The following is a 24,849-nucleotide window of genomic DNA, read 5'->3' on the forward strand; positions in this document are numbered from 1 at the left end:
AGTATTAAGCGACACTATTAGTTAGTATTTTCGCTATATTTTGCTTTATTTTCGTGCCTGCGCGTTAGTCTTGAAGCATGATTGAACTTAAAACTCCATCTGAAATTGAAGCGATGAAGCCTGCAGGTCGCTTCGTCGGTAGTATTCTTAAAGACTTGAAAGCAATGACCAAAGTTGGCACGAATCTTCTTGAGATTGATGACTTCGTTCGTCAGCGAATTATGAGCCGCAAAGGTGCGTCTTCTTGCTATGTTGATTACGCTCCTGATTTTGGTACAGGTCCTTTTGCGCACTATATTTGCACTTCTGTAAACGATGCTGTCCTTCACGGAGTTCCTTTTGATTATAACCTTAAAGACGGCGATTTGTTGACCCTTGATTTGGCAATTAACGTCGATGGATGGGTTGGTGATTCCGCTATTAGTTTTGTGGTTGGAAAGCATGCTGATCCTGAGGATTTACGCTTAATTAAGTGCACTGAGGAAGCTCTTGAGGCTGGTATTAATATGGCTCAGCCTGGCAACCGTCTTGGCGATATTTCTGCAGCTGTTGGTTGCGTTGCTCACGAGTATGGTTATAGCGTAAATCTTGAGTTTGGCGGTCACGGAGTCGGTCATATTATGCACGGCGATCCGCATGTTCCTAACGATGGAACTGCTCACCATGGCTACAAGCTTCGCCCAGGTCTTGTGATTGCAATTGAGCCATGGTTCTTAAAGACTACTGACGAAATTTACCAGGATCCTAAGGATGGTTGGACTCTTCGCTCTGCTGATGGTTCTCGCGGTGCACACACTGAGCATACGATTGCAATTACGGAAAACGGTCCTGAGATTTTGACCGTGCGCTAAACTTATCAATAGTTGATTTTGTAAGTATTTTGCGAGTAGTAATTGCGTAAAACAGGTATGTAAAGAGGTACTTTAAGTAAATGGCGGAATTTGATTTTTCCCAAGCGTTAAATGATGTTGAAGCAAAGTATTCTTTGATTTCTAAAGCACTAGATGTCGATTCGTTGAAGGCTACGATTGCTGATTTAGAAAAGCAGGCTGCAGAGCCTGGACTTTGGGACGATTCTGAGCATGCTCAGCAAGTCACGAGTAAGCTTTCTGCAGCTCAGTCTCAATTGAAGCGTTTGCAAGCTGTTGAACAGCGTATTGAAGATACTAAGACTTTAATTGAGCTTGGTGAAGAAGAAGGCGATGCTGATTCAATGAATGAGGCTCAAGAAGAGCTTGGAAATATTGCTCACGAGTTGGACGATATGGAAGTTCAGACTCTTCTTGACGGCGAGTATGACGCTCGTTCTGCGGTTGTTACGATCCGTTCTGGTGCGGGCGGTGTGGATGCTGCCGATTTTGCTCAAATGCTTCTTCGTATGTACTTGCGCTGGGCTGAGCGAAACGGCTATAAAACTAAGATGATGGACACGTCTTATGCAGAAGAGGCTGGTATTAAATCAGCCACTTTCCAAGTGGATGCCCCGTACGCGTATGGTCGTCTTTCTGTAGAAGGTGGCACTCACAGAATGGTTCGTATTTCGCCATTCGACAATCAAGGACGTCGCCAAACTGGTTTTTCTGCTGTTGAAGTAATTCCTCTTGTTGAAGCTACGGATCATATTGATATTCCGGATTCGGATATTCGCGTGGATACTTTCCAAGCTTCAGGGCCAGGAGGTCAGGGCGTGAACACTACGTATTCTGCTGTTCGTATTACGCATTTGCCAACCGGCTTGGTTGTTTCTATGCAAGATGAGCGAAGCCAGATTCAGAACCGCGCCGCTGCAATGGCAGTTTTGCAATCGCGTTTGCTTGTGCTTAAGCATGCTGAGGAAGCTGCAAAAAAGAAGGAACTTGCTGGAGATATTAAGGCAAGTTGGGGAGATCAAATGCGCTCTTACGTGCTTCACCCTTATCAGATGGTGAAGGATTTGCGCACTGGCTACGAAACTTCGCAAACTCAGGCTGTTTTTGACGGCGATATTGACGGTTTTATTGAAGCTGGCATTCGTTGGCGTCACGAGCAGCGAGTCGCAGCTCAAAAAGAAGCTGAAGCAGAATCTTAAAAAACTAAAGCTAGAACTAAAAACCAACAATTACACATAATCTTCGGAAGGAATTGAAACAATGTCGCTGATTTCATTAGATCATGTGTCAAAAATATATCCTCGAGGTACACGTCCTGCATTAGACGATGTGTCTTTGCATGTAGATCGTGGAGATTTTGTGTTTCTTGTTGGCGCTTCCGGTTCTGGTAAAACTACATTGCTTAGTTTGCTGCTTCGCGAAGAAGAAGCAAATGGTGGGGAAATTCACGTAGCCGGTAACGATTTGCGCAGACTTTCTAACCGACAGGTGCCGCAGTATCGTAGATCTCTTGGCTTTATTTTTCAGGATTATAAGCTGCTTAATAATAAAACAGTTTACCAAAATGTTGCTTTTGCTTTGGAAGTGATTGGCACGAGTCGGTCTACGATTCGTTCACTTGTTCCTCGTGTTCTTGAAACGGTTGGTTTGACTGGTAAAGAAAATAATTACCCACATGAGCTTTCTGGTGGTGAGGCGCAGCGAGTTGCAATTGCTCGCGCATATGTCAATCACCCTCAAATTATTCTTGCAGATGAGCCTACTGGTAATTTGGATCCAACTACTTCTCTTGGAATTATGGAAGTTTTGGATGCTATTAACCGAACTGGCACAACGATTGTTATGGCTACGCATAATGAGGAAATTGTGAACTCAATGCGTAAGCGCGTTGTGGAGCTTCATGCCGGCAAAATTGTGCGTGATGAGCGTGAAGGATCATATGATTCTGCATTGTATTTCCCGGATAGTGAAGTTGAGCATAATTCTAAAGCACAACAAACTGTTGAAAATTCTCAAGATCAATCAGATAGTGATGCTCAAAAATCAATTGCTCAATCTGAGCATACTGAACGTCATAAGAGGCTTTCTAAAAAAGCTCAACGTGCTGCTCAGGCGCGTGAAGTTGTTGACATGGTAACGCAATCGTTGAAGAGTGACACTTCAGAAAATGAAGGAATTGCACGTTTGGCTCAGTCTGTCCATTCTGGCAGGACTGGTCGTTATGGCGAAGTGTTCCAGTCTTTGGAAACAACAATGACTTGGGGACGTGGATTGATTTCTGCAAACGATAATGAAGATGTTGAAGAGAATGATTCAGAAGTTGAGATTTCGGAAGATAATAAAGGATCCTATGAAACTGCCGAATCTCACGAAACTGCTGAAACTAATGAAACTAATGAAACTACTGAATCTACTGAATCTACTGAAAACTCTGAAGTGAGCGGAGAATCACAATCCGAAACCAGCGATGAGTTGCAATCAGAAGCAGAAAGTAAGTTGCAATCCGATGCTGAATCTGAGCGTAAATCTCAGCTTCCTCCTATGCCTCCAGCTCCGCCTAAGCCACCTGTTGCAGCTGAAAATACTAATAATGAGAACATTAGTGTTGACGATAGCAATAATGACATTAATAAAACTGAAGGAGCAGAGTAATGCGTTTACGATTTATTTTTTCCGAAACTTGCATTAGTTTGCGTCGTAATGTTTCGATGATTCTTTCGGTTATGCTTGTAACGTTCATTTCTTTCCTTTTTATTGGTGTTTCAGTGCTTATGCAAGCGCAGATTACCAAGGCAAAAGGTGACTGGTATGACAAAGTAGAAGTGGTTGCCTGGCTGTGCCCGGATGGAACTAGCCAATCTCCTTCTTGTGCTTCTGGAAAAGCGCCTACTAGTGCCGAAATTGTAAAATTGGAGCATATTATTCACCAAGAATTAGGCGATGATGTTTCAAATATCACTTATGTTAGCCGCAACGAATTTTATAAAAACACATTCTTAAAGCAATATCCTAACGGAATGTATCAAGGACGTACTTTAACTGCGGCAGACATGCAAGATTCGTTGCGCTTGAAGCTTACTAATCCTATGAAATATCAGGTTGTTTCAGAAGTTCTTTCTGGACGCGATGGTGTGGAAGAAGTTGTTGATCAGCGTCAGATTTTTGATCCTGTTTTCAGTGTGCTTAATCGCGCTACTGTTGTGACAATTGTGCTTGCAGCGGTTATGGTTGTTGTGGCTATTATGCTTACTGGCACTACGATTCGAATGTCTGCTGCTAGCCGTCGTCAAGAAACCGAAATTATGCGCTTAGTTGGTGCCTCTAACTGGACTATTCGTATGCCGTTTATTCTTGAAGGAGCGTTCGCGTCGTTTGTAGGTTCTTTACTTGCTGGTGCTGCGCTAAGTTTAGTAGTTAAAATTTTTGTAACTGATTGGCTTGCGCAGAATGTGCGTTGGATGCCATTTGTTACTCAAACAACTGTGTGGCTATGCGTTCCAATACTTGTAGCTGGTGCAGTGGTGTTATCTATAGTTGCTTCTGCTATTGCTTTGAGACGATACTTAAAAGCTTAAAATGCAAAATAATAGGTGTGTAATTATTTGCGTTATTTTCGTATGAGTATTGTAAAAGTACTATTTTAGAAGATTTGAAGTAGAAACTCGCGTGATTCCTTGCATTACGGTATAATTCGCAATAGTGATGTTGAAAGGGAAGTGATATGAGCGAAGATCGACATAGCATGTATGCAATTCGACGCACTCATACTGTAGTGAGTTTAATAGTTGCTATTTCAATGATATTTGCTGGTGTTGCTGGTGCATTATTTAATGCGTCTACAGCAAGTGCTGTCAACATGAAGGAATATAGGCGCAAAATACAACGAAACGAGAATTTGAAGCGCCAACTTGCTGGCGTAAGTAAACAACTTGCAAATAAGATCATTGAATTGAATGATTTAAATGAGCATAAAATTCCAAATCAAATACGAGCTGCTCAACAAGCAGAAGAGCAAGCTTCTCAGGCGCGCAGTCTTGTAGAATCAACGCAGCAGCGTCTAGAGTCTGCACAAAAAGATAAGCGTGATTTGGAAGAGAAAATTAAAAAAACTGGTGAAGATTTTGATGATGCTAAGGCTGCTGTAGCACAGCTTGCTCGTAAGAGTTTCCATGGTTCTCAGGCATCTAATGTTATGGATATTGTTACTAAATCAACTACTACAGAACAGTTTGTTGGAAAGTTACAATCCGAGGCTGCTGTTGCTAGAAGTGAAGCAAATGCTGCTAATGATGCTGCTATTAAGTTGAATACTTCTATGAATCGTCGTCAGCGTTTGGCTGCTATTGAAGCAGAAATAACCAAGTTAAAGCAGCAGGCGGATGCCCAAGCGCAAAGTGCTCAAATCGCTGCGAAAGCTGCCAATGATCGCAAAAAGTCCTTGCAAAGTTTGCGAGATCATGGTGAAGAGATTCGTAAGCAGCTGGAAGGTCAAAAGAGTAGTTTGACTTCTCAGTCTGCGCGTGAGGCTGCAGAAATTATAGCAATGAAATCTGCCATCGATGCTCAAGCGCGTGCTCTTGCTAATAAGTCATTCGCTAAAGCCGATCCGAATGCTGGTAATCGTCAGCAATTGAATGGAAGTTCTGGGAAGAATGTTTACCTTCCTCCGATGCAACTTTCTAATGGCGCTGCTAATGGTATGAATTATACTGTTCCTGGAAATTGCGCAGAAGGTTCTAAGTTCTGCTACGGGCATAATACTGGAAACACTGTTGGTGGTTCTGCTTATCCTGCTCGTCAATGCACGTTATGGGCTTATTTGCGTCGTTCGCAACTTGGTCTGCCTGTTGGCTCCTACATGGGTAATGGTGCTGAGTGGGCGAATACTGCTCGTAGGCTTGGATATTTAGTTAATAGAATTCCACATGTTGGTGCTGTTATGGTGTTTGCTCGTGGCCAACGTGTTGGTAATTGGAATGCTGATTGGCAATATGGACATGTTGCGGTTGTGGAACGTGTGAATGCTGATGGATCAGTTCTTATTTCTGAAGGCGGAACTGGTTTTGCAACATTCCCTGCTTATGAAACTATTTATAATCCAGGCGATTATGAGTACATTCATTATTAAATATAAGCACTTCATAGTTTTCAATTTATTGAAATTGAAAACGTTGTAAGATTTACGACTTATTGTTCTTGCCATAAGATAGTAGTATCTTATGGCAAGTTTCTTTTGTGCGTGATGTGTACTGGAGGGGAATTATGGCAAATAAGCCTGCGCAAGATGGCACTGTTACTGTGGCACAAAACCGTAAAGTGCATCATGATTATGTAATTGAAGATTGTTATGAAGCAGGTCTTGCTCTTACTGGTACTGAAGTTAAGTCACTTCGCGAAGGGCGTGCTTCTTTAGCTGAATCATTTGTGAATATTGATCGTCGTGGTGAAATGTGGCTTGAAGGAGCAAATATTCCTGAATATTTAAACGGCACATGGAATAATCATGCTCCTAAGCGCAAGCGTAAGCTTCTGCTTCATGCTGCTGAGATTGCTAAGCTTTCTAGGCAAACTGAGGCGAAAGGCTACACTGTTGTGCCTTTGCGTTTGTATTTTAAGGGAAGCTACGTAAAAGTAGAAATTGCTTTAGCGCGCGGTAAAAAGGAATTTGATAAGCGTCAGGCTTTGCGTGAGGAGCAAGATAAGCGAGAGGCTTTGCGTGAAATGCGTTACCGTAATCTGCGTTCTCGTAGTATTGATTAAGAGTTGATGTTTCTTTTTATACGTTTTTGAAACACATGTGCGCTTCGCATGGGATAGAAAGTGCGACAATACGACACGCACATATTATGCATTATTGCGAATAATATGCAGTTTTTGTTTATGAAAAGCATAATTATTGTGCAGATGTACTGCATGAGTATCTTCGTATATTCAATAATCGTATAAAAGGCTGTTGAATTTGTAGGGTTATCGTGTATAGTTATACACATTAATGCAAATTATAGATTCTTAGTACATACATGAGGAGAAGAACTATGTTTAAATCTATGAAGCCTGTTGCTATTGTTGCATCTTTAGTAATGATTGGCAGTATTGCTGCATGTGGACCTGCTGATTCTAAAGAAGCAGACCCTGATGTTGCTCGTAGCTATGATATAAGTCATGTGCAAAAAGATGATGCTGTTGCAGCATTGGTACCAGCAGAAGTTGCAAAAACAGGAGAGTTAACTGTTGGTGTAAACGTAAGTTATGCCCCTGCAGAATTCTTTGCTGCAGACGGTAAAACTCCTGTAGGTTACGAAATTGATTTTTCGAAGGCTCTTGCAAAGGTCATGGGCTTAAAAGCAAAAATTATGCATGCTCAGTTTGACTCAATCATTCCAGCAATAGGAAGCAAATATAATGTCGGTATTTCTGGTTTTACAGTAAATGCTGAACGTATGAAGTCTGTAGACTTTATTACTTATGCCAACGCAGGCTTGTCTTTTGAAGTGCGTAAGGGAAATCCTACTAAAGTAGATCCAAAGAACCTTTGTGGCAAGAAAGTAACTTTGGAAACTGGAACTGTTGGCGAACCTATTATGGAGGAAGCAAAGAAACAGTGCGCAGCTAAAGGGAATAAGCCTCTTGAAATCATGAGCTTCAAGGAGCAAACTGACGCAACTACCGCACTTCTTTCCGGTCGCGCTGATGTTATGTATGCAGATACTCCTGTTGCAGGTTACGCTTCAATTAAGAATCCTGGAAAGCTTGAAATTTTGGAAAACAGCAAGGATTCTGAACCAATGGGAGCGGCTGTTAAAAAGGGTGACGCAGCGATGCTGAAGGCTGTAAAAGCTGGCATTGATAAGCTTATGAAGTCCGGCGTATACAAGGATATCTTGAAGAAGTGGGGCGTTGAAGATGTTGCTATTGAAAAGTCTGTAGTTAATCCAAAACTATGAAATTTTAGCTATAAAACTTTAGCTATCAAATAATCGAATAATTATCTAAAATGATATTGTTAATCTGAGTCGTGATTTAATTCTCGGTTCAGATTGTTTCTTTACTTTGCTGTTTTTGTATAAACGTACTTATTGGAGTATATTTTGAATTCTTTAATTGGTAACTCTGCTAAGAGCAAGTCCGGAGTAGCTAACTCTGAACGTATTTTGCCAGTAAAAAAGCCAGGACCTATTATTGCCGGAGTCATTGTAGCTGTAATAGCATGTTCGCTTCTTTACAGTATTATTACTAACCCTCGTTTTGAATGGCAAGTAGTCGGAATATATCTAATAAGCGATAATGTGCTTTCTGGTATTGGCTGGACGTTGCTTCTTACGCTAATTGCTATGGTAATTTCAATCGTGTTTGCTGTAGGCTTAGCGATGATGCGTAAGTCAGTTAATCCTGTGCTTCGTGGCGTAAGTTGGTTCTTTATTTGGTTTTTCCGTGGTACTCCTGTTTATACGCAGCTTGTATTTTGGGGCATGTTTGCGGTTCTTGTGCCGAGAATTAGTATTGGTATTCCTTTTACTTCTGTAGAATTTTGGTCTATTGATTCTAATGTAATTATGACTTCTCTTACTGCTGCTGTAGTTGGTTTGTCTTTGAATGAATCGGCTTATTTGTCGGAAATTGTTCGCGCAGGATTGGAAGCTGTCGATAGTGGACAAGTTGAAGCTGCTAAGGCTCTTGGAATGGGTAGAGCTTTAACTATGAGGCGTATAATTCTTCCTCAAGCAATGCGTATTATTGTTCCTCCGCTTGGTAACGAAACAATCGGTATGCTAAAAACGACTTCGTTAGTTCTTGCAGTTCCGTTTACTCTTGAATTGCAATTTGCTACAAATGCTATTGCTAACCGTATCTATAAACCAATTCCGCTTCTTCTTGTTGCGAGTATTTGGTATTTGATTATTACTTCCATTTTGATGGTTTTGCAATACATGCTCGAGAAGCATTTTGCTAAAGGTTTTGAGGCAAGAGATATTGTAAAGCATGCTCAACTTAATACTGATTCTGATCAGCGCGGCGATCAATCATTAGATGCTAAACGGAAAAATGTTAAAGGACGAAATGATGCTGCTATGCTCGGATTTAATGCCTAAATAAACGCATAATAGCTTAAATTTTAAATATTTTTCTTTGTAAACTTTAAATTTTGCATGAAACAAACAAATTGGATGTGAATAAATGGTAGAAGCAAAATCTAATCTTCCTGCGGTTGCTATTAACGACGTGCAGAAATCTTTCGGTCAATTGCATGTACTTAACGGTATTAATATGACAGTGAATCCAGGTAGCGTAACAGTTATTTTGGGTCCGTCCGGTTCTGGAAAATCGACGTTATTGCGTTTAATTAATCAACTAGAAACTTTGACTGCAGGAAGTATAAGTATTTATGGCGAGCGCATCGGTGTAAAGCAAGTAATGCATAAAGGTGAGAAATGTCTGCAGGCTCTTAACGACAAAGAAATTGCTCAACAGCGTGCGAAGCTTGGCATGGTATTTCAGCGTTTTAATTTATTTCCTCATATGACGGCTTTAGAGAACGTTATGGAAGCTCCTGTTCATGTTATGCATATGAAAGCTCAAGAAGCGCGCGATTTAGCTATTGAAGAACTAAAGCGAGTTGGCATGGATGAGCGTATGAACCATTATCCTGCAGAACTTTCAGGCGGTCAGCAGCAGCGCGTTGCAATTGCTCGCGCTCTTGCTATGAAACCGGAAATTATGCTATTTGACGAGCCAACATCTGCGCTAGATCCAGAGCTTGTAGGTGAAGTGTTAACCGTTATGCGAAATCTTGCTAAAGATGGCATGACTATGATTGTAGTAACTCACGAAATTGGTTTTGCGCGTGAGGTTGCAGATCAGGTTGTGTTTATGGATGGCGGTGTCATAGTTGAGCAGGGTAGTGCAGATATTATTACTAATCCGCAAACTGATCGTTTTAAAGATTTCCTAAATCACGTATTGTAATTTACGTAAGAAACGTATCTTATTTATGTAGTTTTGCATAGTTTTTGTGTGCTTCTCTGGCGTGCACTCGCTCGCATAACGTACAATAGAAGATTATGTGTGGCATTGTAGGATACGCAGGTTTTGGAAAAGTTTGTGCAAAACCTTTAGAAGTTTGTTTAGGTGGGTTAGAGCGTCTAGAATATCGCGGATATGACTCTTCGGGCGTAGCTTTAGTTGCTCCTGGGATGAAATGTGCGACTGTGAGAAAGAAAGCTGGTCGTTTATCTGTTCTTCGCAATGATATTGATGCAAACCCTATGCCTGAGGCGAGTGCAGCTATTGGTCATACTCGTTGGGCTACTAACGGTGCTCCTTGTGACATTAATGCGCATCCTCATACTAGTGCAGATGGCAAAATCGCGCTTATTCATAATGGCATTATTGAAAATGCTGTTGTATTAAAAGAGCAGCTTCACGAAGAAGGATACGAATTTTCTTCTCAAACAGATACTGAAGTTGCTGCAAAATTACTTGGCAAAATTGCGAATGATATTGTAAACGAAACTGGTAAGCCTGATTTATTCACAGCTCTTCGTCGTACTGCAAAAATGTTAAAAGGAGCTTTCACATTACTTGCTGTTGACGTTCGTCAGCCTGGTATTGTGGCTGCTGTTCGTCACGATTCGCCTTTGGTCGTAGGTCTTGGAGACGGTGAATATTTCCTTGGCTCTGACGTTGCAGCTTTTGTTGCTTATACGGATCGAGTCTTGGAAGTTGGTCAAGATCAAGCTGTGTGCATTGGAGATGTAGATGGCAGCGGCAAGGCATCTTTGCTTCTAACTGATTTTGACAATAATATTGTTGAAAATCCTACTTGTTTTACGGTTGATTGGGATGCTTCTGCAGTAGAAAAAGGCGGTTGGGATTCCTTTATGGATAAGGAAATTCATGAGGATCCACATGCTGTCGCTGACACTTTGCGAGGTCGCTTTGATGCGCAAGGAAATATTGTGCTAGATGAAGTGCATATTAGCCAAGATGTTTTGCGTTCAATAGATAAAATTATTGTTGTTGCTTGCGGAACTGCAAGTTATGCCGGATTGGTTGCAAAATATGCTATCGAGCATTGGGTTCGTGTGCCTGTAGAAGTTGAATTAGCGCATGAGTTTAGATATCGTGATCCTATTTTGACTCATCGCACGCTGGTTGTTGCTATTTCGCAATCTGGTGAAACAATGGACACGCTTATGGCTTTGCGCCATGCGCGCGAGCAAGGTAGTCGAGTTCTTGCAATTTGCAATACGCAAGGTTCTAGCATTCCGCGCGAATCTGATGCAGTTCTTTACACGCATGCAGGTCCAGAAATAGCAGTTGCATCTACTAAAGCTTTTGTTGCGCAAATAGTTGCAGCCTATATGCTTGGTCTGTTTTTGGCGCAAGTAAAAGGCACTATGTATCGCGACGAAATTCAGCAAATCGTTGCGCAATTAAAAGAGATGCCGGATAAAATTCAGCATGTACTTGATACACAATCTGAATCAATTATGAAAGCTGCTGAGCATACTCTGGAAGCTAAATCTTTCCTTTTCTTAGGTCGACATGTTGGATATCCTGTTGCGCTAGAAGGTGCGTTGAAGCTTAAGGAAATTGCGTATACGTTTACTGAAGGTTTTGCCGCGGGTGAGCTTAAGCACGGTCCTATTGCGCTTGTAGATGAAGGTGAGCCGGTAGTTGTGATTGTGCCATCTTCTCGCGGTCGTGATGTGCTTCATGCGAAAGTTATTTCTGGAATTGAAGAAGTTAAAGCGCGCGGAGCTTTCACTATAGCTGTTGCAGAAGAGGGTGATCCAGATGCTTCTCGCTATGCAGATATTGTGTTCTGGCGTCCTAAATGTGCGACTTTGCTAAGTCCTCTTGTAGATGTAGTTGCATTGCAATTATTTGCAATGGATATGGCAAAGTTAAAAGGTTATGATGTTGATAAGCCTCGTAATCTTGCAAAGTCTGTAACTGTTGAGTAAGCGCATAACAACGTTGAGTAACATAAAGTAACGGATGGCAAATCTTATGTCTGCATTTGCAAGAATTTTGCAACAACGCAATCATTTTGGACGCTTGCTTCTGTCGATACTTTGTGTTTTTTCTTTGCTGTTTTCTTGCGGATGCGGAACTAAAGATTCTAGAACTCAAATTAGTGTTTGGTCTTGGGAACCAAGCATGAAACGACTTGCTGAAGAATTTGAATTACATAATCCAGATGTTCATGTAACTGTAAAAGATACTAGCGGATATAGCAATCTTAATAGCGCTATTCAAGATGGCTATGGTATGCCAGATATTGTTCAATTAGAATATTTTGCTCTTCCGCAATATGCTGTAAGTGGACAGCTTTTAGATATTACTGATCGTGTGAAAAATACTCGCACATTCTATACTCCTGGAACATGGTCTTCTGTGCAACTTGGTGGACGTGTTTACGGTTTGCCGATGGATTCTGGCCCAATGGCTTGGTTTTATAATGATGACGTGTTTAAGCAGGCTGGTGTAGATGCCACAAAAATACACACTTGGGAAGATTACCGTCACGCTGCTCGTAAGCTTAAAGATATCGGTGTGTATATTGCAGCAGACTCAGGTGACGCAAGTTTTTATAACGCTATGATTTGGCTTGCAGGTGGACACCCGTTTATGACTTCTCATGATGGGAAAACAGTTACTGTTAGATTGAGCAAAGATAAGGGTACTGAAGAGTTTACAAAGTTCTGGCAATCAATGATTGATGAAGGATTGATTGACATTAGAACTACAACTTGGAGTCAACGCTGGAAGAACGGTGTTGGAGCTGGCAAGATTGCTTCTGTTTTCTCAGGAGCCTGGATGCCGTCTTTGCTTCTGGAAAATGTGCCTGGAACTGCAGGATTGTGGAAGGTGACGAATGTGCCAACTATGCACGGAGAAAAGCGTAATGCAGAAATGGGCGGTTCTTCGTTATCTGTGCTTAAATCGAGTCGTAAGCCTGAAGCAGCAATGCGATTTGTGAATTTTGTATGCCATGATATGCATGGAATTCGTGCTCGTGTCAATGGTGGAGCGTTTCCTGCAGATGTTGTTACGCTTAGAGATAAGTCATTTTTAGATAGAGCTACTATTCGTGATTCACGAGGCATTGATATACCTTATTTTGGCGGCCAGAAGTTTAATCGTGTATTTGCAGATGCCGCTAATCGCGTGGATACGGGATACAGGTATTTGCCTTTTGAAGTGTATTCGCGAAGTGATTTTAGAGCAACTATGGGTCAAGCATATGACTGGAGTGTTAAATCTTTAGCTAGATTAAACGTGCAAGCCATGATTGATGCTGGTGTTACTCAAGATGATGGAAGTAAATTGTGGCTTCCAGATGATCCTGGTAAACGTATTTCTTTAAAAGATGGTCTTTTATTGTGGGAAAAAGATCTTCAAGAATATGGTTACAATCAAGGATTTGTAGTTAGATAATTTCGTAACGTATTAAAATTAAGTGATTTCGTAAAAGCAGCTTAATTTTGCGTAAAAGTAAGATCATTAGCAAAAGTAGTATAAATACAATAGGATAGTATAAATACACATACAATACGTGCGCGCGTGATTGCAGATTAACTTAATTAATCCGTAAATGTCAATATAGGAAGTAGGCACACATGTTATTAGCAGTAGACATTGGTAATACGAATATTGTGCTGGGTTTTTTGGAAAATAACCAAATTGTTGGCACTTATCGTATGACAACAAAGTCTAATCATACATCAGACGAGTATGGCATTATGATTGCGCAATTTTTGCATTTAAGCGGATTTACAATAAACGATGTTGAAGATGTTATCGTTGCTTCTGTTGTGCCGAAAGTTATGCATTCATTCCGCGCTAGTATTATCAAATTTCTTCATATTGATCCTATGATTGTAGGTCCTGGTGTTAAAACCGGTATGAATATTCGTATTGATGAGCCAAGAACTCTTGGCGCGGATTGTTTAGCTGATTGCGTTGGTGCGTTTAGTGAGTATGGAGGATCTGTACTAGTTATTGATTTTGGTACGGCAACAACTTACAACTATATAGATAAAAGTGGTGCTATTACTTGCGGACTTATTTGCACAGGTATTCGTACTGCAGCTGCGGCACTTTGGGATAACACGGCTCAGCTTCCAGAAGTGGAAATAGCTAGACCGCAGTCTGTTCTTGCAAAATCTACTAAACTCGCAATGCAAGCTGGATTATATTACAGCTTCTTGGGTGGAATTGAGCGTACAATTGCACAATTTAAAACTGAAATAGACGAGCCATTTAAGGTAGTTGCTACTGGTGGCTTGGGTAGGCTTTTTGAAAATGACGTGCAATCGATTGATTATTACGATCCGGATCTTATTTTCAAAGGTATGGCTTCGATTTATCAGCGAAACTTGCGCTAATAGTAAATATCGTTTATTTGTTGTTTTTTGCTCCAAACGTGGGTAATTTTGCTCGTGCTTGGAGGGCTTTGGGTTGTGTTGTGCTCCAAATGTGAGGGAGGTCTGCCTTCGTCGATAAATATGAAGGCAGGATAGTTTTCGTTCTGTGTCAATGTTCAGAATCAAAAACCTCCGCAAATATTGCTACTTGCGAAGGTTTGTATGTAACTTATTTAAGATTTACGCTTTAACTGGCGCTTTACTTACGTTTTTATTTGCAAATTCGATTACAAATCCAGGAAAAGCTGATGGATTCGCATATCGTCGTCAAGCTCCGGGTGGAAGGATGTGCCGATTTGCTTTCCTTGGCACGCGGCGACAACATGACCATCTACAGTTGCAAGAGCTTTGGCATTAGAGCCTACTTCTGCAATGTAAGGCGCGCGAATAAACGTCATCGGCACATTGCCTAGCTCACCAAACTCAGCCTCGCAATGGAAGCTTCCGAGCTGGCGTCCGTAAGCATTGCGTTTAACTGTTACGTCTAAAGTGCCAAAACCGTTTACTTCGTCACCTTCTACGTTTTTCGCAAGCAAAATCAAACCTGCGCAAGTGCCAAGAACAGGCATTCCTCCTGCAATGCGCTCGCGCAAAGGTTCGAGCATATTTTGCTCACGAAGAAGCTTAGCCTGCACAGTGCTTTCGCCGCCCGGAAGTACTAAGCGGTCAAAAGACTGCTCCAAATCGCGCGCTTGACGAAGTTCAATAACGTGTGCGCCTAATTTTTCAAGCATTAAGCGATGTTCAAGAAAAGCACCTTGAACAGCTAAAACTGCTACAGTATGAGCGGAGTTATCAGTATTGGTAGGTGAGTTTGACAAAATCACTCGCCTCGCTCAGCCATTAAAAGCTTGATTTCCTGCTCGTTAATGCCAACCATAGCTTCGCCCAAGTTTTCGGAAAGTTGAGCAATCATCTTGGCATCCTTGTAATTAGTTACAGCCTTAACGATTGCGGCAGCGCGCTTTGCTGGGTCTCCAGACTTAAAGATGCCGGAGCCAACGAATACGCCTTCGGCACCAAGCTGCATCATTAAAGCAGCGTCGGCTGGGGTAGCAACGCCGCCGGCTGCGAAGTTAACAACAGGAAGCTTGCCGTTTTGTGCAACGTATTTTACGAGTTCGAAAGGCACGCGCAAATTTTTGGCTTCTTCAAAAAGCTCATCCTCGCGCATGCTTGTAAGCTTACGAATTGCGGAATTCATCATGCGCATGTGACGCACAGCCTGAATCACGTCTCCAGTTCCAGGCTCGCCCTTAGTGCGAATCATGGAAGCACCTTCGTTAATTCGGCGCAAAGCTTCGCCCAAATCCTTAGCGCCGCAAACGAAAGGCACAGCAAAATCGCGCTTATTGATGTGATACACGTCGTCGGCTGGAGAAAGCACTTCGCTTTCGTCGATGTAGTCGATCTCGATAGCTTCAAGCACTTGTGCTTCAACAAAGTGACCGATGCGGCATTTTGCCATAACAGGAATAGACACAGCCTCTTGAATGCCGTGAATCATTGCTGGGTCGCTCATACGAGAAACGCCGCCGGCTGCGCGAATATCAGCAGGAATACGTTCCAAAGCCATAACTGCGCACGCGCCAGAATCCTCAGCAATTCGCGCCTGCTCTGGGGTGGTGACATCCATAATCACGCCGCCTTTAAGCATTTGTGCCAGTTGACGGTTCAATGCTGTACGGTCTTCGCCGCTTTTGTTTTGCGGATCCGAGGATTCGTTCACAGTTACCGTAGTATTCAAGTTCTCAGCCATCATTCCTCGCTTTAGCTTTAACATATGAGCTTTAACATATGAGATACGTGTATGCATCTTAATATTTCGTGAATTTGCGCGCTTCTACGCTTTAATCTTATGTCGATTATTGCGTACGTTTGCAAGTTTACGTTCTGTTGGAATTTAACCACATTCGTAGGATATATCTCATATGTATTGGTATAAAAATATTACAAAAATATACAAAATATGATTTGATTTTTTGGACGCGCCATAGATGAGACTGGCTTGTCAATCGACTACGATTAGTAATGCAGTCGACTTGTATTTGGGTTTATGTGGTATGCAAATAGTTATGTTTGCAAATGTGCATTTCCAATAAAGCGGCGAGCTATAAGACAAGAATAAATAAAGAATAAATAAAGAAATAAATAATAACAAATAAATAATGTTTATATGCCATTAAGAAAGGTTTATGGTATGGCTAACAGCAAACCTGAGGAAAGCGTGCACGAAGAAAACGGCGCGACTGAAAAATTCTCCGGTAAAACTAACAATGAGACTAATAAAAGCACTTCTTTCGCTGCGAGCACTGACTCTTCGCTGAATGAAGCTGAAAAATATGCTTATTCAGGCTCGAAACGCAAAATGGGCAAGATCTGGCTATTTAGCTTAGCTATTGTTTTGGTAGTAGTGTTTAGTGCAATTTTTGCAACTCTTACTACATCTAATAAACCAAATAAATCAAATTCAGTATCGGAAATTTCGAACAAAACTGTATCTATAGGTCTAAAGTTAGCTCCTACGAATCTTGATATCCGTAATCAATCAGGTTCCTCACTCGACCAGTTGCTTATTGGTAACGTGTATGAAGGCTTAGTTGCTCGCAATGCTACTAATCAGGTAGTTCCTTCGTTAGCTCAAAGCTGGGAAGTAAGTAAAGATGGTTTGCGTTACACATTCCACATGCGTAAGGGTGCTGTATTTTCTAACGGCAATAAGCTTACTGCGCATGATGCAGAATGGTCGTTTAGCGAGCTTATTGCTAAAAAATATCGCGGCTCTAACATGGTTGGAAAAGTTGAGTCTGCTAAAGCAAAAGATGATTACACGTTTGAAATCACTCTTAAAGAGCCAAATGCTAAGCTTTTGTGGGCACTTTGCAGTCGTTCAGGTTTAGTTTTTGATAAAAGCGCAAAGTATGATGCAAAAACTCAAGCAGTTGGTTCTGGACCGTATTTAATTGACAAATTTGTGCCAAATGATCGTGTTGTTTTAAAAGCAAATCCGCGTTATAAAGGTATTCATCGTGCGCAAACTAATAAGATAGTAGTTCGCTATTTTGTTGACGATAACGCAGCGGTTGACGCACTTTCTTCCGGTTCTGTGCAAGCATTAGCTCCTATTTCTGGTCAACTTGCTAAGCCTTTTAAAGATGATTCCAAGCGTTACGATGTCAGTGCAGGTAATGGCACAGATAAATTTGTTCTAGCTATGAATATGAAAGGCGAACGTACTAAGGATAAGCGCGTGCGCAAAGCTATTCGTTACGCGATTGATCACAAGCAAATTATTGCATCTCGTGGCGGCACGGATTTAGCTCTTGGTGGTCCAATTCCTTCTCTTGACCCTGGTTATGAGGATTTAACTAAGCTGTATCCTCATGATTTGCAGCGCGCTAAGGAGCTAATGAAGGAAGTCGGATTTGACGAATCTCATCCTATGGATTTGACGCTTACTTATCCGAATATTTACGGCACGCAAATTGGCGATCAGCTGCGCTCGCAATTGAAGCCTATTGGAATCAATTTGAAAGTTAATATTGTTGAGTTTACTACTTGGCTTCAAGATGTTTATAAGAATAAGCAGTATGATTTGTCGATGGTTGATCACAATGAGAGTCACGATTTTGGGCAGTGGGCGGATCCTACGTATTACTACGGTTACGACAATAAGCAAGTCCAGGATTTGTATGCTAAAGCTATGCTTTGTGCGGATCCTAAAGAGTCAAATAAATTGCTTGCTAAAGCTGCGCGAATTATTAGCGAGGATGCTCCTGCTGATTGGCTGTTTAACTATCGCGTTGTAACTGCGAAAATGAAGAATCTTGAAGGAATGCCTTTTGACATGAATCAAGAGATTTTGCCGCTATACAACCTGCGGCTTAACTGATTTTGTGTTAGCTGTGCGCGACGACCTGCCTTCGCGCATAGAGCGTAGCGCGCGAAGGCAACTCGGAGCGCCGAGCTTGCTCAAGTTGAAAGCACAGTGTGCTTTCAGCGCAAGCGAGGTCTGCCTCCGTCTCGATTGACGAAGGCAGGGAAGACTCACATGTGGGCACATTGGGAATTTGGTTGTGGTTGTGTACGCTGACGACCTGCCTTCGCGCATAGAGCGTAGTGTGCGAGCGTAATCCGCGCGAGCGTCTCAAAATATGCAAAATGAGACACTCGCGCAGCGCGCAAACTGCACTAGTGCCCGAATTTGTGTATTTGTGGTGCGTTTCGACTAGAAGAACATAGAAAGGAGGCATTTTATGTTTCGCATGATTTGCTACAGAGTATTGCTGTTTACTCTTGCTTTACTTGGTATTTCTGTAGTTATTTTCATATCGTTACGTGTACTTCCGGGCGATGTTGCGCAAGTTATGGCCGGCTTAAACGCTCCTAGCGGAAAAGTAGAGGAGCTTAGAGCAGAACTTGGTATTAATAAACCACTTTTTACGCAGTATGTTGACTGGATTTGTGGTGTTTTCCGCGGTGACTTTGGCGTGTCTATGTTAACTGGTCGTTCTGTAAGTTCAACTATTGCGATGCGTGCTTCTATTACTTTTCCGCTGATTCTTTTGGGTCTGTTTATTGCTTTAGTAGTTGGTATTTCACTTGGATGTTTGCAAATTACTCATGAAGGCAAACTTTCACAGGCAATTATGCGCTTTTTGGCTATTACAGCAGGCTCTGTTCCAGCATTATGGGGTTGCATGCTACTTATTTTGCTATTAGGACGCGGTATTGGTGTGTTCAGTTTGTTGCCAACTCAAGGTTTCCCTACAGATGGCTGGAGCGAATTTCCTGAAGCTTTTGCGTCTCTTCTTATTCCGGCTCTTACAGTAGGACTTATTGTTGGATCTAGTTTTATGCGTTACACTGCTGCAACTGTTGAAAATATTGTTAAAAGTGAAGTAGCTTCTCAAGCTATGGCTTGCGGAATGACTCGCAAACAAGTTGTGTGGCGTGTTGGTTTGCGACTTGCTCTTCCTCAACTTGTATCTGTTATTGGTTTAACTTTCGCTCATATGGTTATGGGCGTGATGGTTATTGAAAACCTGTTTTCCTTACCTGGTATTGGTACGGGAATGGTTCGAGATGTTGGTTTGCGCGATCTAATTGCAGTGCAAGGTGAGCTTTTTATGCTTGCTGCGCTGTTCTTACTAATCGGCTTTGTAGTTGACATTACCCATCGACTACTTGACCCTAGGTTATCTAAAGATAGTTTGAATTAATTTCCTATTGTTGAATCTAACATGCGAATAAGGTGAGTTTTTATGTGCAATATGTCTAAAAAAAGTATCAAAGTAAAATCTACTTTGTTTAAGCGCATATGGAATGCTACTTTCGGTAAATTTGTGTGTTTAACGTTTGCAATATGGTTTTTTGTTGCTTTGCTTTCGCTTTTATGGACTCCGTACTCACTTTTAGAAACTAATGGTTTTAAAGTATGGCAGAAGCCGTCTTTTTCGCATTGGCTTGGCACGGACGGCACTGGTTCAGATATGCTTAGTTGGCTTATGGCAGGTTCAAGAATTGAGCTGATTCTCGTTTTTTCTACTGTTCTAGTTGCTACTTGTATTGGGTTTATTGTTTTGAGCTTTATGATTTCTAGTTCACAAATTGTTCGCACAATAAGCATTATGTCTGTTGACGCATTGATTTCTATTCCAACTGTTTTAATTGCGCTTATACTTGCAGTTCCGTTTGGAGCTAGTGTTGTTGTGATTGTTATTGCTTGTGGAACTGGCTATGGCTTGAATTTAGCACGTATTGTACGACCTAGTGCGCAGCTTGCGTTGCAATCTGATTATGTGACTTCAGCTGTTTTGCAAGGTTCCTCGCGTAAATATGTTCTTATTCATCATGTTTTACCAAATATTATTCCTGTTGCTTTTGTTGAGCTTTCTCTTTCTGCAGGAACTGTTATTTTGGCTGAAAGTGGCTTAACATACTTGGGTATTGGTGTTCCTTCTGGAGTTCCTAGCTGGGGGCGCGTGTTGGCTACTTCTGTTTCGTTAATTCACGTAAATCCTTTATCGGTTGTCTGGCCGGGTTTGATTGTGACTGTGGTTGTTGTTGCTCTTAATCTTTTTGGTGACGTATTGCGCAAAGTTTTAGATCCTTCATCAAAAAGTACGAATAAAGTAGGGGAAAAATGAGCTTAAATATTCAAAATCTCACGCTAAAACTTGGCGGAAAACTAATTCTTGACAACGTATCAATTGAGATTTCTGACGGTGAGCGTGTTGGCTTAGTTGGTTCCTCTGGCTCTGGCAAATCTATGCTAATTCGAGCTATAACTGGATTATTGCCGTCAAATGCTGAAATTTCAGGCTCTTGTATGCTTGGCAATTTTCAAACAGTGAAAGCAAAAGATGAAAATTTAGCTTCTATTCGCGGAAAATACGTTGGTGTAGTATTTCAGCAGGCTAATAGAGCGCTTAATCCAATGTTAAGCGTTGAAAAACAAATTTCTTTGCCTTTGCGAATACATTACAATCTAGATGATGACGATATTCACAATCGAGTATGCATGATGCTTGAAAAAGTAGGGTTGTCGAAAAATCTCGCATCTAAACGCACGTTTGAGCTTTCTGGAGGTCAACAGCAGCGAGTTGGTATTGCTACAGCTTTGATTACTTCTCCGCGTTTGATTTTGGCTGATGAGCCTACTACCGCGCTTGACTCGGTTACACAAAGTGAAGTTGTGCGAATGCTTGCTTCACTTGTAGATGATATGGGCGCTTCAATGCTTTTTGTAACGCACGATTTTTCTGTGCTTTCGCATGCTGCTAATCGTTGCTATGTGCTTGATTCTGGGCGTGTGGTCGATAGTGAAAATATTAAGAATTTGCTTGATAATCCGCGTATTTCTTCTACTAAACAATTAGTGAGTGCTGCTAAAAAGTTGACTTTTAGAGCGCAAAATTTAGGTTCTAAAAATTTAGATTCTGTAAAAGTGGGTTCTGCAAATGTTGATTTTGCAAATACTGGTTCTGCAAACGTTGATTCTAAGAAATTTAATTCCCGTATTGGCAATAGTGAAGAAAATTCGCTTATAAATGCAAAAAATATTCACGTTATTTTAGGTCGCGCAAAAACTCGTGCTGAAGTGTTAAGAGGCGTAGATTTAAATCTTAATATCGGCGAATCTTTGGCGATTATTGGCGGATCTGGTTCCGGCAAAACAACTCTTATACGCGCTATGTTGGGGCTTGAAACTCTTTGCGAAGGAAACGTTACTTATTGCGGTGAAATTGTAAATAATGCCAATTTATTAGAAGTAAATAAAAATGCTTGTACGCTTATGAGACGCGAATCGTCGCTTGTATTTCAGCATCCGTTTGCCGCATTGGATCCACGCTGGACAGTTCAAAAAAGTGTTGCTGAGCCTCTTAGAATATGGCAAAAATCGCTTAAATTAGACGATGCAACTATTGAGCAGCGTGTTTGTGAAATGCTGAAATTAGTAGGCTTAAAACCTGAAGATTTTTTGGAACGTCATCCTCACGAGCTTTCTGGCGGTCAAGCGCAATGTGTTTGTATTGCTCGCGCATTAATCAATAATCCTCGAGTTTTGCTTGCTGACGAGCCTATGAGTGCAATTGATGTTGCGGAAAGAACTCGCATTTTAGACGCTTTTGCATCCATTCGCTCCGAGCGTAAAAGCATGTCATGCATATTTGTAAGTCATGATTTGGGTATGATCCGGCATTTAGCAACGCGAGTTATTGTTCTTAATGAAGGAAAAGTTGTGGAATGTGGCAGTGTAAATGATGTGCTCAATAATCCACAAAATGACTACACTCGTGCTCTTGTAAACGCAGCAATCATGTAAATAAATCTTTCTACTAATAAATCTTTCAACTAATTAGGCAACTACCGTCTACTATAGAAGTACTCACTACGTTAAAGAGTACGTTGTTTATTGTGTAGTTAAGTGAAGGGAATACTTATGAATAAGCAGGATGCGTCTAGACCTAGACCAGAAAGTTTTGAACTAGATCATACTAAAGTAAAAGCACCTTATGTGCGCTATATCAATACGCAAAAAGGTCCTAATGGGGATGTTATTTCCAACTATGATATTCGTTTAACGCAGCCTAATGAGGAAGCGATTCCTACTGCAGCTTTGCACACAATTGAGCATATGATTGCAGTGTTACTTCGTGAGCGTATTGATGGCTATATTGATTGCTCGCCTTTTGGCTGCAGAACTGGTTTTCATCTGCTAACTTGGGGCGAACACAGCACAGAAGATGTGGCGCGCGCTTTAAAGGAATCTCTTGAGTTTATTGCGTTTAATGCCACCTGGGATGATGTTCCTGCAACAACTATTGAATCTTGCGGCAACTATAGAGACCACAGTTTATTTGGTGCTAGTCAATGGTGTAAAGATATTCTAGCGAAGGGAATTAGTTCGGATCCTTTTGAGCGCAAACTTGTGTAAGTAATAATTAGCTAATTTTGCGTGATTTTATTTGGTTTCTTTTAGAGGTTGGCATGGAAGATATAACATTGAGAAAAGCAACTCTTGGTGACTTGCGAAATATTGAGCATATTTATGAAAATGCTCGCAAATTTATGCGTGTTACAGGCAATCCTCATCAGTGGGGGAATAGTTTTCCACTTGTTTCAAGTGTTATTGAGGATATTCGTTTAAAACGTTTCTATTTGATTGTTGACGAGGATCCAGAATCGCATAACGAGCGTATTTTAGCGCAATTCGCATTATGCGAAGGTGTTGATGAAGTGTATGCCAGTATTGACGGTGCATGGCTTGATGATATTTCCCCTTATGTAACAATTCACCGCTTAGCATCTTCGGGAATAAAACCAAAAATGGCAACAGCGTGCTTGCATTGGGTGCAGCAAAACTATAATAATGTACGCATTGATACGCATCCAGATAACGTGATTATGCAAAAAGTAATTACGCGTGCAGGGTTTAGTCGTTGTGGATTGGTCGTTATTCCAGATCGTGCGCACAGTGCAGTACGTATTGCATACCAATGGGTGCAAACACTTAATCATGTCATATGAAATGCGCATGTGTTCTTAAAAAGCTTATGGAGAGTATGCAAAAGAGCATGTAGCATTAAAGCATACTAAATCAGTTAGGTGAGTTATGAGTACAGATTTAAGTAATGCGGCAAGTAATAGTGCACGTAATGCGGCAATGTTAGAAGCAAACTATGCTCGCACGTTAAGCGTATACCCTGGGCAAGTAATTGTCGATTTGAAGGCGCTTCGAGACAATATGCGTACTTTGGTTGAGCGCGTTTCGCAAGATTTGCAGCCTAGTCAGAATGCGCCGGAAGTTATGGGAGTCGTAAAAGCAGACGGATACGGTCACGGGCTTGTTCCTAGTGCGCTCGCGGCTTTGGCTGGAGGTGCTACTTGGCTTGGCACAGCTCAACCGTACGAAGCGTTGCGTTTGCGTGCAGCTGGTATTGATTCTAGCCGTTGCCATATTCTCACTTGGCTTACTAGCGCTCCAACTACGAGATTTGCAGATCTGATTACAGCAGATATCGATATTTCAGTAGGCTCTGTTGACTCTCTTGATGCTGTAGCTTTTGCTGCACGAAAGTTAGGTAAACCTGCTCGCGTGCACGTAAAAGTCGATACTGGTTTTGGACGAAACGGTTTTACGCCAGAAGGTTTTAGTGCCGCTCTAGAAAAATTGCAACAATACTCTAGTGAAGGCGTAATTGAGGTTATTGGCCAATGGAGTCACTTAGCTGTGGCAGATTCTCCTGATGTTCCAGAATTTGTAGATGCAACCGACCGGCAAATCCAACAATTCCACGAGTTTACAAATCGCATGAAAGAAGCATCTGTGGCACCTAAAATCCGCCATTTAGCGAATACTGCTGCAACGCTTAATCGTCCAGAAATTCGTTTTGAGCTTGTTAGACCAGGAATTGGTTTGTATGGATACGAGCCGGATCCTGCAATGGGGGATTCTCAAACTTATGGATTGCAACCAGCTATGACGCTTCAAGCGCAACTTGGCACTGTAAAAGCTGTAGAAGAAGGGCATGGAATTTCCTACGGGCGCACGTATTTAACTCCAAATAATACGAGTACTGCTATTGTGCCGCTTGGTTACGCTGACGGAATTTTGCGATCTGCTTCCGGATTTGATATGCAAGGTGCGCGTCATGTTGATAAGCAGGGCGGACCGGTTAGAGTAGAAACCAATAAAGGTGCGCGAATTTTGAATGTTTCAGGGCGAGTTTGCATGGATCAGTTCATAGTTGATTTAAAAGGCGATGCTGCAGAGTTAGGCGTCCGAGAAGGCGATACTGTAACGCTTTTTGGTCCTGGAAGAGGTGTGGAATTTGCTGAGCCTACTGCCGACGATTGGGCAGAAGCTGCAGGAACAATCAGCTACGAAATCATGACTGGAATCGGACCTCGCGTGCCGCGGCTTTACCGCAATGCTTACGAAGTGCTATCTTCTAGCGATATTGCAAAATTGGACGCAAAAAGTCTTATATAGCTTGTTGCTGCTTGGTTTTTTAGAAGGTTAAATTAGCCTTAATTGCAAA

General features: G+C 41.6%; 21 protein-coding genes. 19 read left to right on the top strand and 2 right to left on the bottom strand.

The window, feature by feature from the left end; all coding sequences use genetic code 11:
* The first annotated feature begins 77 nt into the window (after positions 1-77).
* The 12 genes from map (at position 78) to HXT29_RS00825 (ending at position 14,263) form a co-directional block, all read left to right on the top strand.
* Positions 78-851, top strand: a complete 774-nt coding sequence (map, locus tag HXT29_RS00770; RefSeq protein ID WP_004107450.1) for a type I methionyl aminopeptidase — start codon at positions 78-80, stop codon at positions 849-851.
* An 80-nt stretch (positions 852-931) separates the two neighbouring features.
* Positions 932-2,068, top strand: a complete 1,137-nt coding sequence (gene prfB, locus HXT29_RS00775) for a peptide chain release factor 2 (protein ID WP_004107453.1) — start codon at positions 932-934, stop codon at positions 2,066-2,068.
* A 61-nt stretch (positions 2,069-2,129) separates the two neighbouring features.
* Positions 2,130-3,521, top strand: a complete 1,392-nt coding sequence (ftsE, locus tag HXT29_RS00780) for a cell division ATP-binding protein FtsE (RefSeq protein ID WP_422118387.1) — start codon at positions 2,130-2,132, stop codon at positions 3,519-3,521.
* Positions 3,521-4,444 (top strand): permease-like cell division protein FtsX, encoded by a 924-nt coding sequence (gene ftsX / locus HXT29_RS00785; RefSeq protein WP_004107457.1) that lies wholly within the window; start codon positions 3,521-3,523, stop codon positions 4,442-4,444. Before ftsE ends, ftsX begins: the two co-directional genes overlap by 1 nt.
* Before the next feature lie 146 nt (positions 4,445-4,590).
* Positions 4,591-5,997 carry a CHAP domain-containing protein gene (locus HXT29_RS00790; protein WP_415696142.1) on the top strand — a complete coding sequence of 469 codons (1,407 nt, stop codon included), beginning with the start codon at positions 4,591-4,593 and terminating at the stop codon, positions 5,995-5,997.
* Positions 5,998-6,131: 134 nt separating this feature from the next.
* The gene (gene smpB, locus HXT29_RS00795) at positions 6,132-6,629 is read left to right on the top strand and encodes an SsrA-binding protein SmpB (protein ID WP_116442787.1); all 498 of its coding nucleotides are present in this window, start codon (positions 6,132-6,134) and stop codon (positions 6,627-6,629) included.
* 275 nt (positions 6,630-6,904) lie between these two features.
* Positions 6,905-7,813 carry an ABC transporter substrate-binding protein gene (locus tag HXT29_RS00800; RefSeq protein ID WP_415696143.1) on the top strand — a complete coding sequence of 303 codons (909 nt, stop codon included), beginning with the start codon at positions 6,905-6,907 and terminating at the stop codon, positions 7,811-7,813.
* A 144-nt stretch (positions 7,814-7,957) separates the two neighbouring features.
* On the top strand, positions 7,958-8,959 hold the full coding sequence (locus HXT29_RS00805; protein ID WP_112928750.1) for an amino acid ABC transporter permease: 1,002 nt from the start codon (positions 7,958-7,960) through the stop codon (positions 8,957-8,959).
* An 85-nt stretch (positions 8,960-9,044) separates the two neighbouring features.
* The gene (locus tag HXT29_RS00810; protein WP_004118860.1) at positions 9,045-9,833 is read left to right on the top strand and encodes an amino acid ABC transporter ATP-binding protein; all 789 of its coding nucleotides are present in this window, start codon (positions 9,045-9,047) and stop codon (positions 9,831-9,833) included.
* 95 nt (positions 9,834-9,928) lie between these two features.
* Positions 9,929-11,836, top strand: coding sequence for a glutamine--fructose-6-phosphate transaminase (isomerizing) (gene glmS / locus HXT29_RS00815; RefSeq protein ID WP_004118863.1), 1,908 nt, complete (start codon positions 9,929-9,931; stop codon positions 11,834-11,836).
* 46 nt (positions 11,837-11,882) lie between these two features.
* Complete coding sequence (locus tag HXT29_RS00820; protein ID WP_422118455.1) at positions 11,883-13,313, top strand: ABC transporter substrate-binding protein; 1,431 nt, start codon at positions 11,883-11,885, stop codon at positions 13,311-13,313.
* 182 nt (positions 13,314-13,495) lie between these two features.
* A complete protein-coding gene (locus HXT29_RS00825; protein ID WP_004107486.1) occupies positions 13,496-14,263 on the top strand; it encodes a type III pantothenate kinase in 768 nt (255 codons plus the stop codon).
* Between the two features lie 266 nt (positions 14,264-14,529).
* Here the strand turns inward: HXT29_RS00825 and pdxT are convergent, their stop codons facing one another.
* A complete protein-coding gene (pdxT, locus tag HXT29_RS00830; protein ID WP_004118885.1) occupies positions 14,530-15,129 on the bottom strand; it encodes a pyridoxal 5'-phosphate synthase glutaminase subunit PdxT in 600 nt (199 codons plus the stop codon).
* Entirely contained in the window at positions 15,126-15,959 is an 834-nt protein-coding gene (pdxS, locus tag HXT29_RS00835; protein ID WP_064340158.1) for a pyridoxal 5'-phosphate synthase lyase subunit PdxS, read from the bottom strand. Before pdxS ends, pdxT begins: the two co-directional genes overlap by 4 nt.
* Before the next feature lie 543 nt (positions 15,960-16,502).
* Here pdxS and HXT29_RS00840 point away from each other — a divergent pair.
* The 7 genes from HXT29_RS00840 to alr all read left to right on the top strand — a co-directional run bounded on the left by HXT29_RS00840 (position 16,503) and on the right by alr (position 24,800).
* A complete protein-coding gene (locus HXT29_RS00840) occupies positions 16,503-18,194 on the top strand; it encodes an ABC transporter substrate-binding protein (protein ID WP_116442786.1) in 1,692 nt (563 codons plus the stop codon).
* 364 nt (positions 18,195-18,558) lie between these two features.
* The gene (locus HXT29_RS00845; protein WP_064340219.1) at positions 18,559-19,524 is read left to right on the top strand and encodes an ABC transporter permease; all 966 of its coding nucleotides are present in this window, start codon (positions 18,559-18,561) and stop codon (positions 19,522-19,524) included.
* Positions 19,525-19,566: 42 nt separating this feature from the next.
* Positions 19,567-20,451: an ABC transporter permease gene (locus HXT29_RS00850; RefSeq protein WP_004118899.1), complete on the top strand. Its 885-nt coding sequence runs from the start codon at positions 19,567-19,569 to the stop codon at positions 20,449-20,451.
* A complete protein-coding gene (locus tag HXT29_RS00855) occupies positions 20,448-22,130 on the top strand; it encodes an ABC transporter ATP-binding protein (RefSeq protein ID WP_064340220.1) in 1,683 nt (560 codons plus the stop codon). The genes HXT29_RS00850 and HXT29_RS00855 overlap by 4 nt, the downstream gene beginning before the upstream one ends.
* Before the next feature lie 117 nt (positions 22,131-22,247).
* Positions 22,248-22,742 (top strand): S-ribosylhomocysteine lyase, encoded by a 495-nt coding sequence (locus HXT29_RS00860; protein ID WP_004118906.1) that lies wholly within the window; start codon positions 22,248-22,250, stop codon positions 22,740-22,742.
* 53 nt (positions 22,743-22,795) lie between these two features.
* The gene (locus tag HXT29_RS00865) at positions 22,796-23,335 is read left to right on the top strand and encodes a histone acetyltransferase (RefSeq protein WP_032842431.1); all 540 of its coding nucleotides are present in this window, start codon (positions 22,796-22,798) and stop codon (positions 23,333-23,335) included.
* Between the two features lie 85 nt (positions 23,336-23,420).
* A complete protein-coding gene (gene alr / locus HXT29_RS00870) occupies positions 23,421-24,800 on the top strand; it encodes an alanine racemase (RefSeq protein WP_064340221.1) in 1,380 nt (459 codons plus the stop codon).
* The last annotated feature ends 49 nt before the right edge of the window (positions 24,801-24,849 follow it).

Origin of the sequence: Gardnerella sp. DNF00550 (assembly GCF_049262685.1) — a bacterium.
Taxonomy (GTDB): Bacteria; Actinomycetota; Actinomycetes; order Actinomycetales; family Bifidobacteriaceae; genus Bifidobacterium; species Bifidobacterium leopoldii.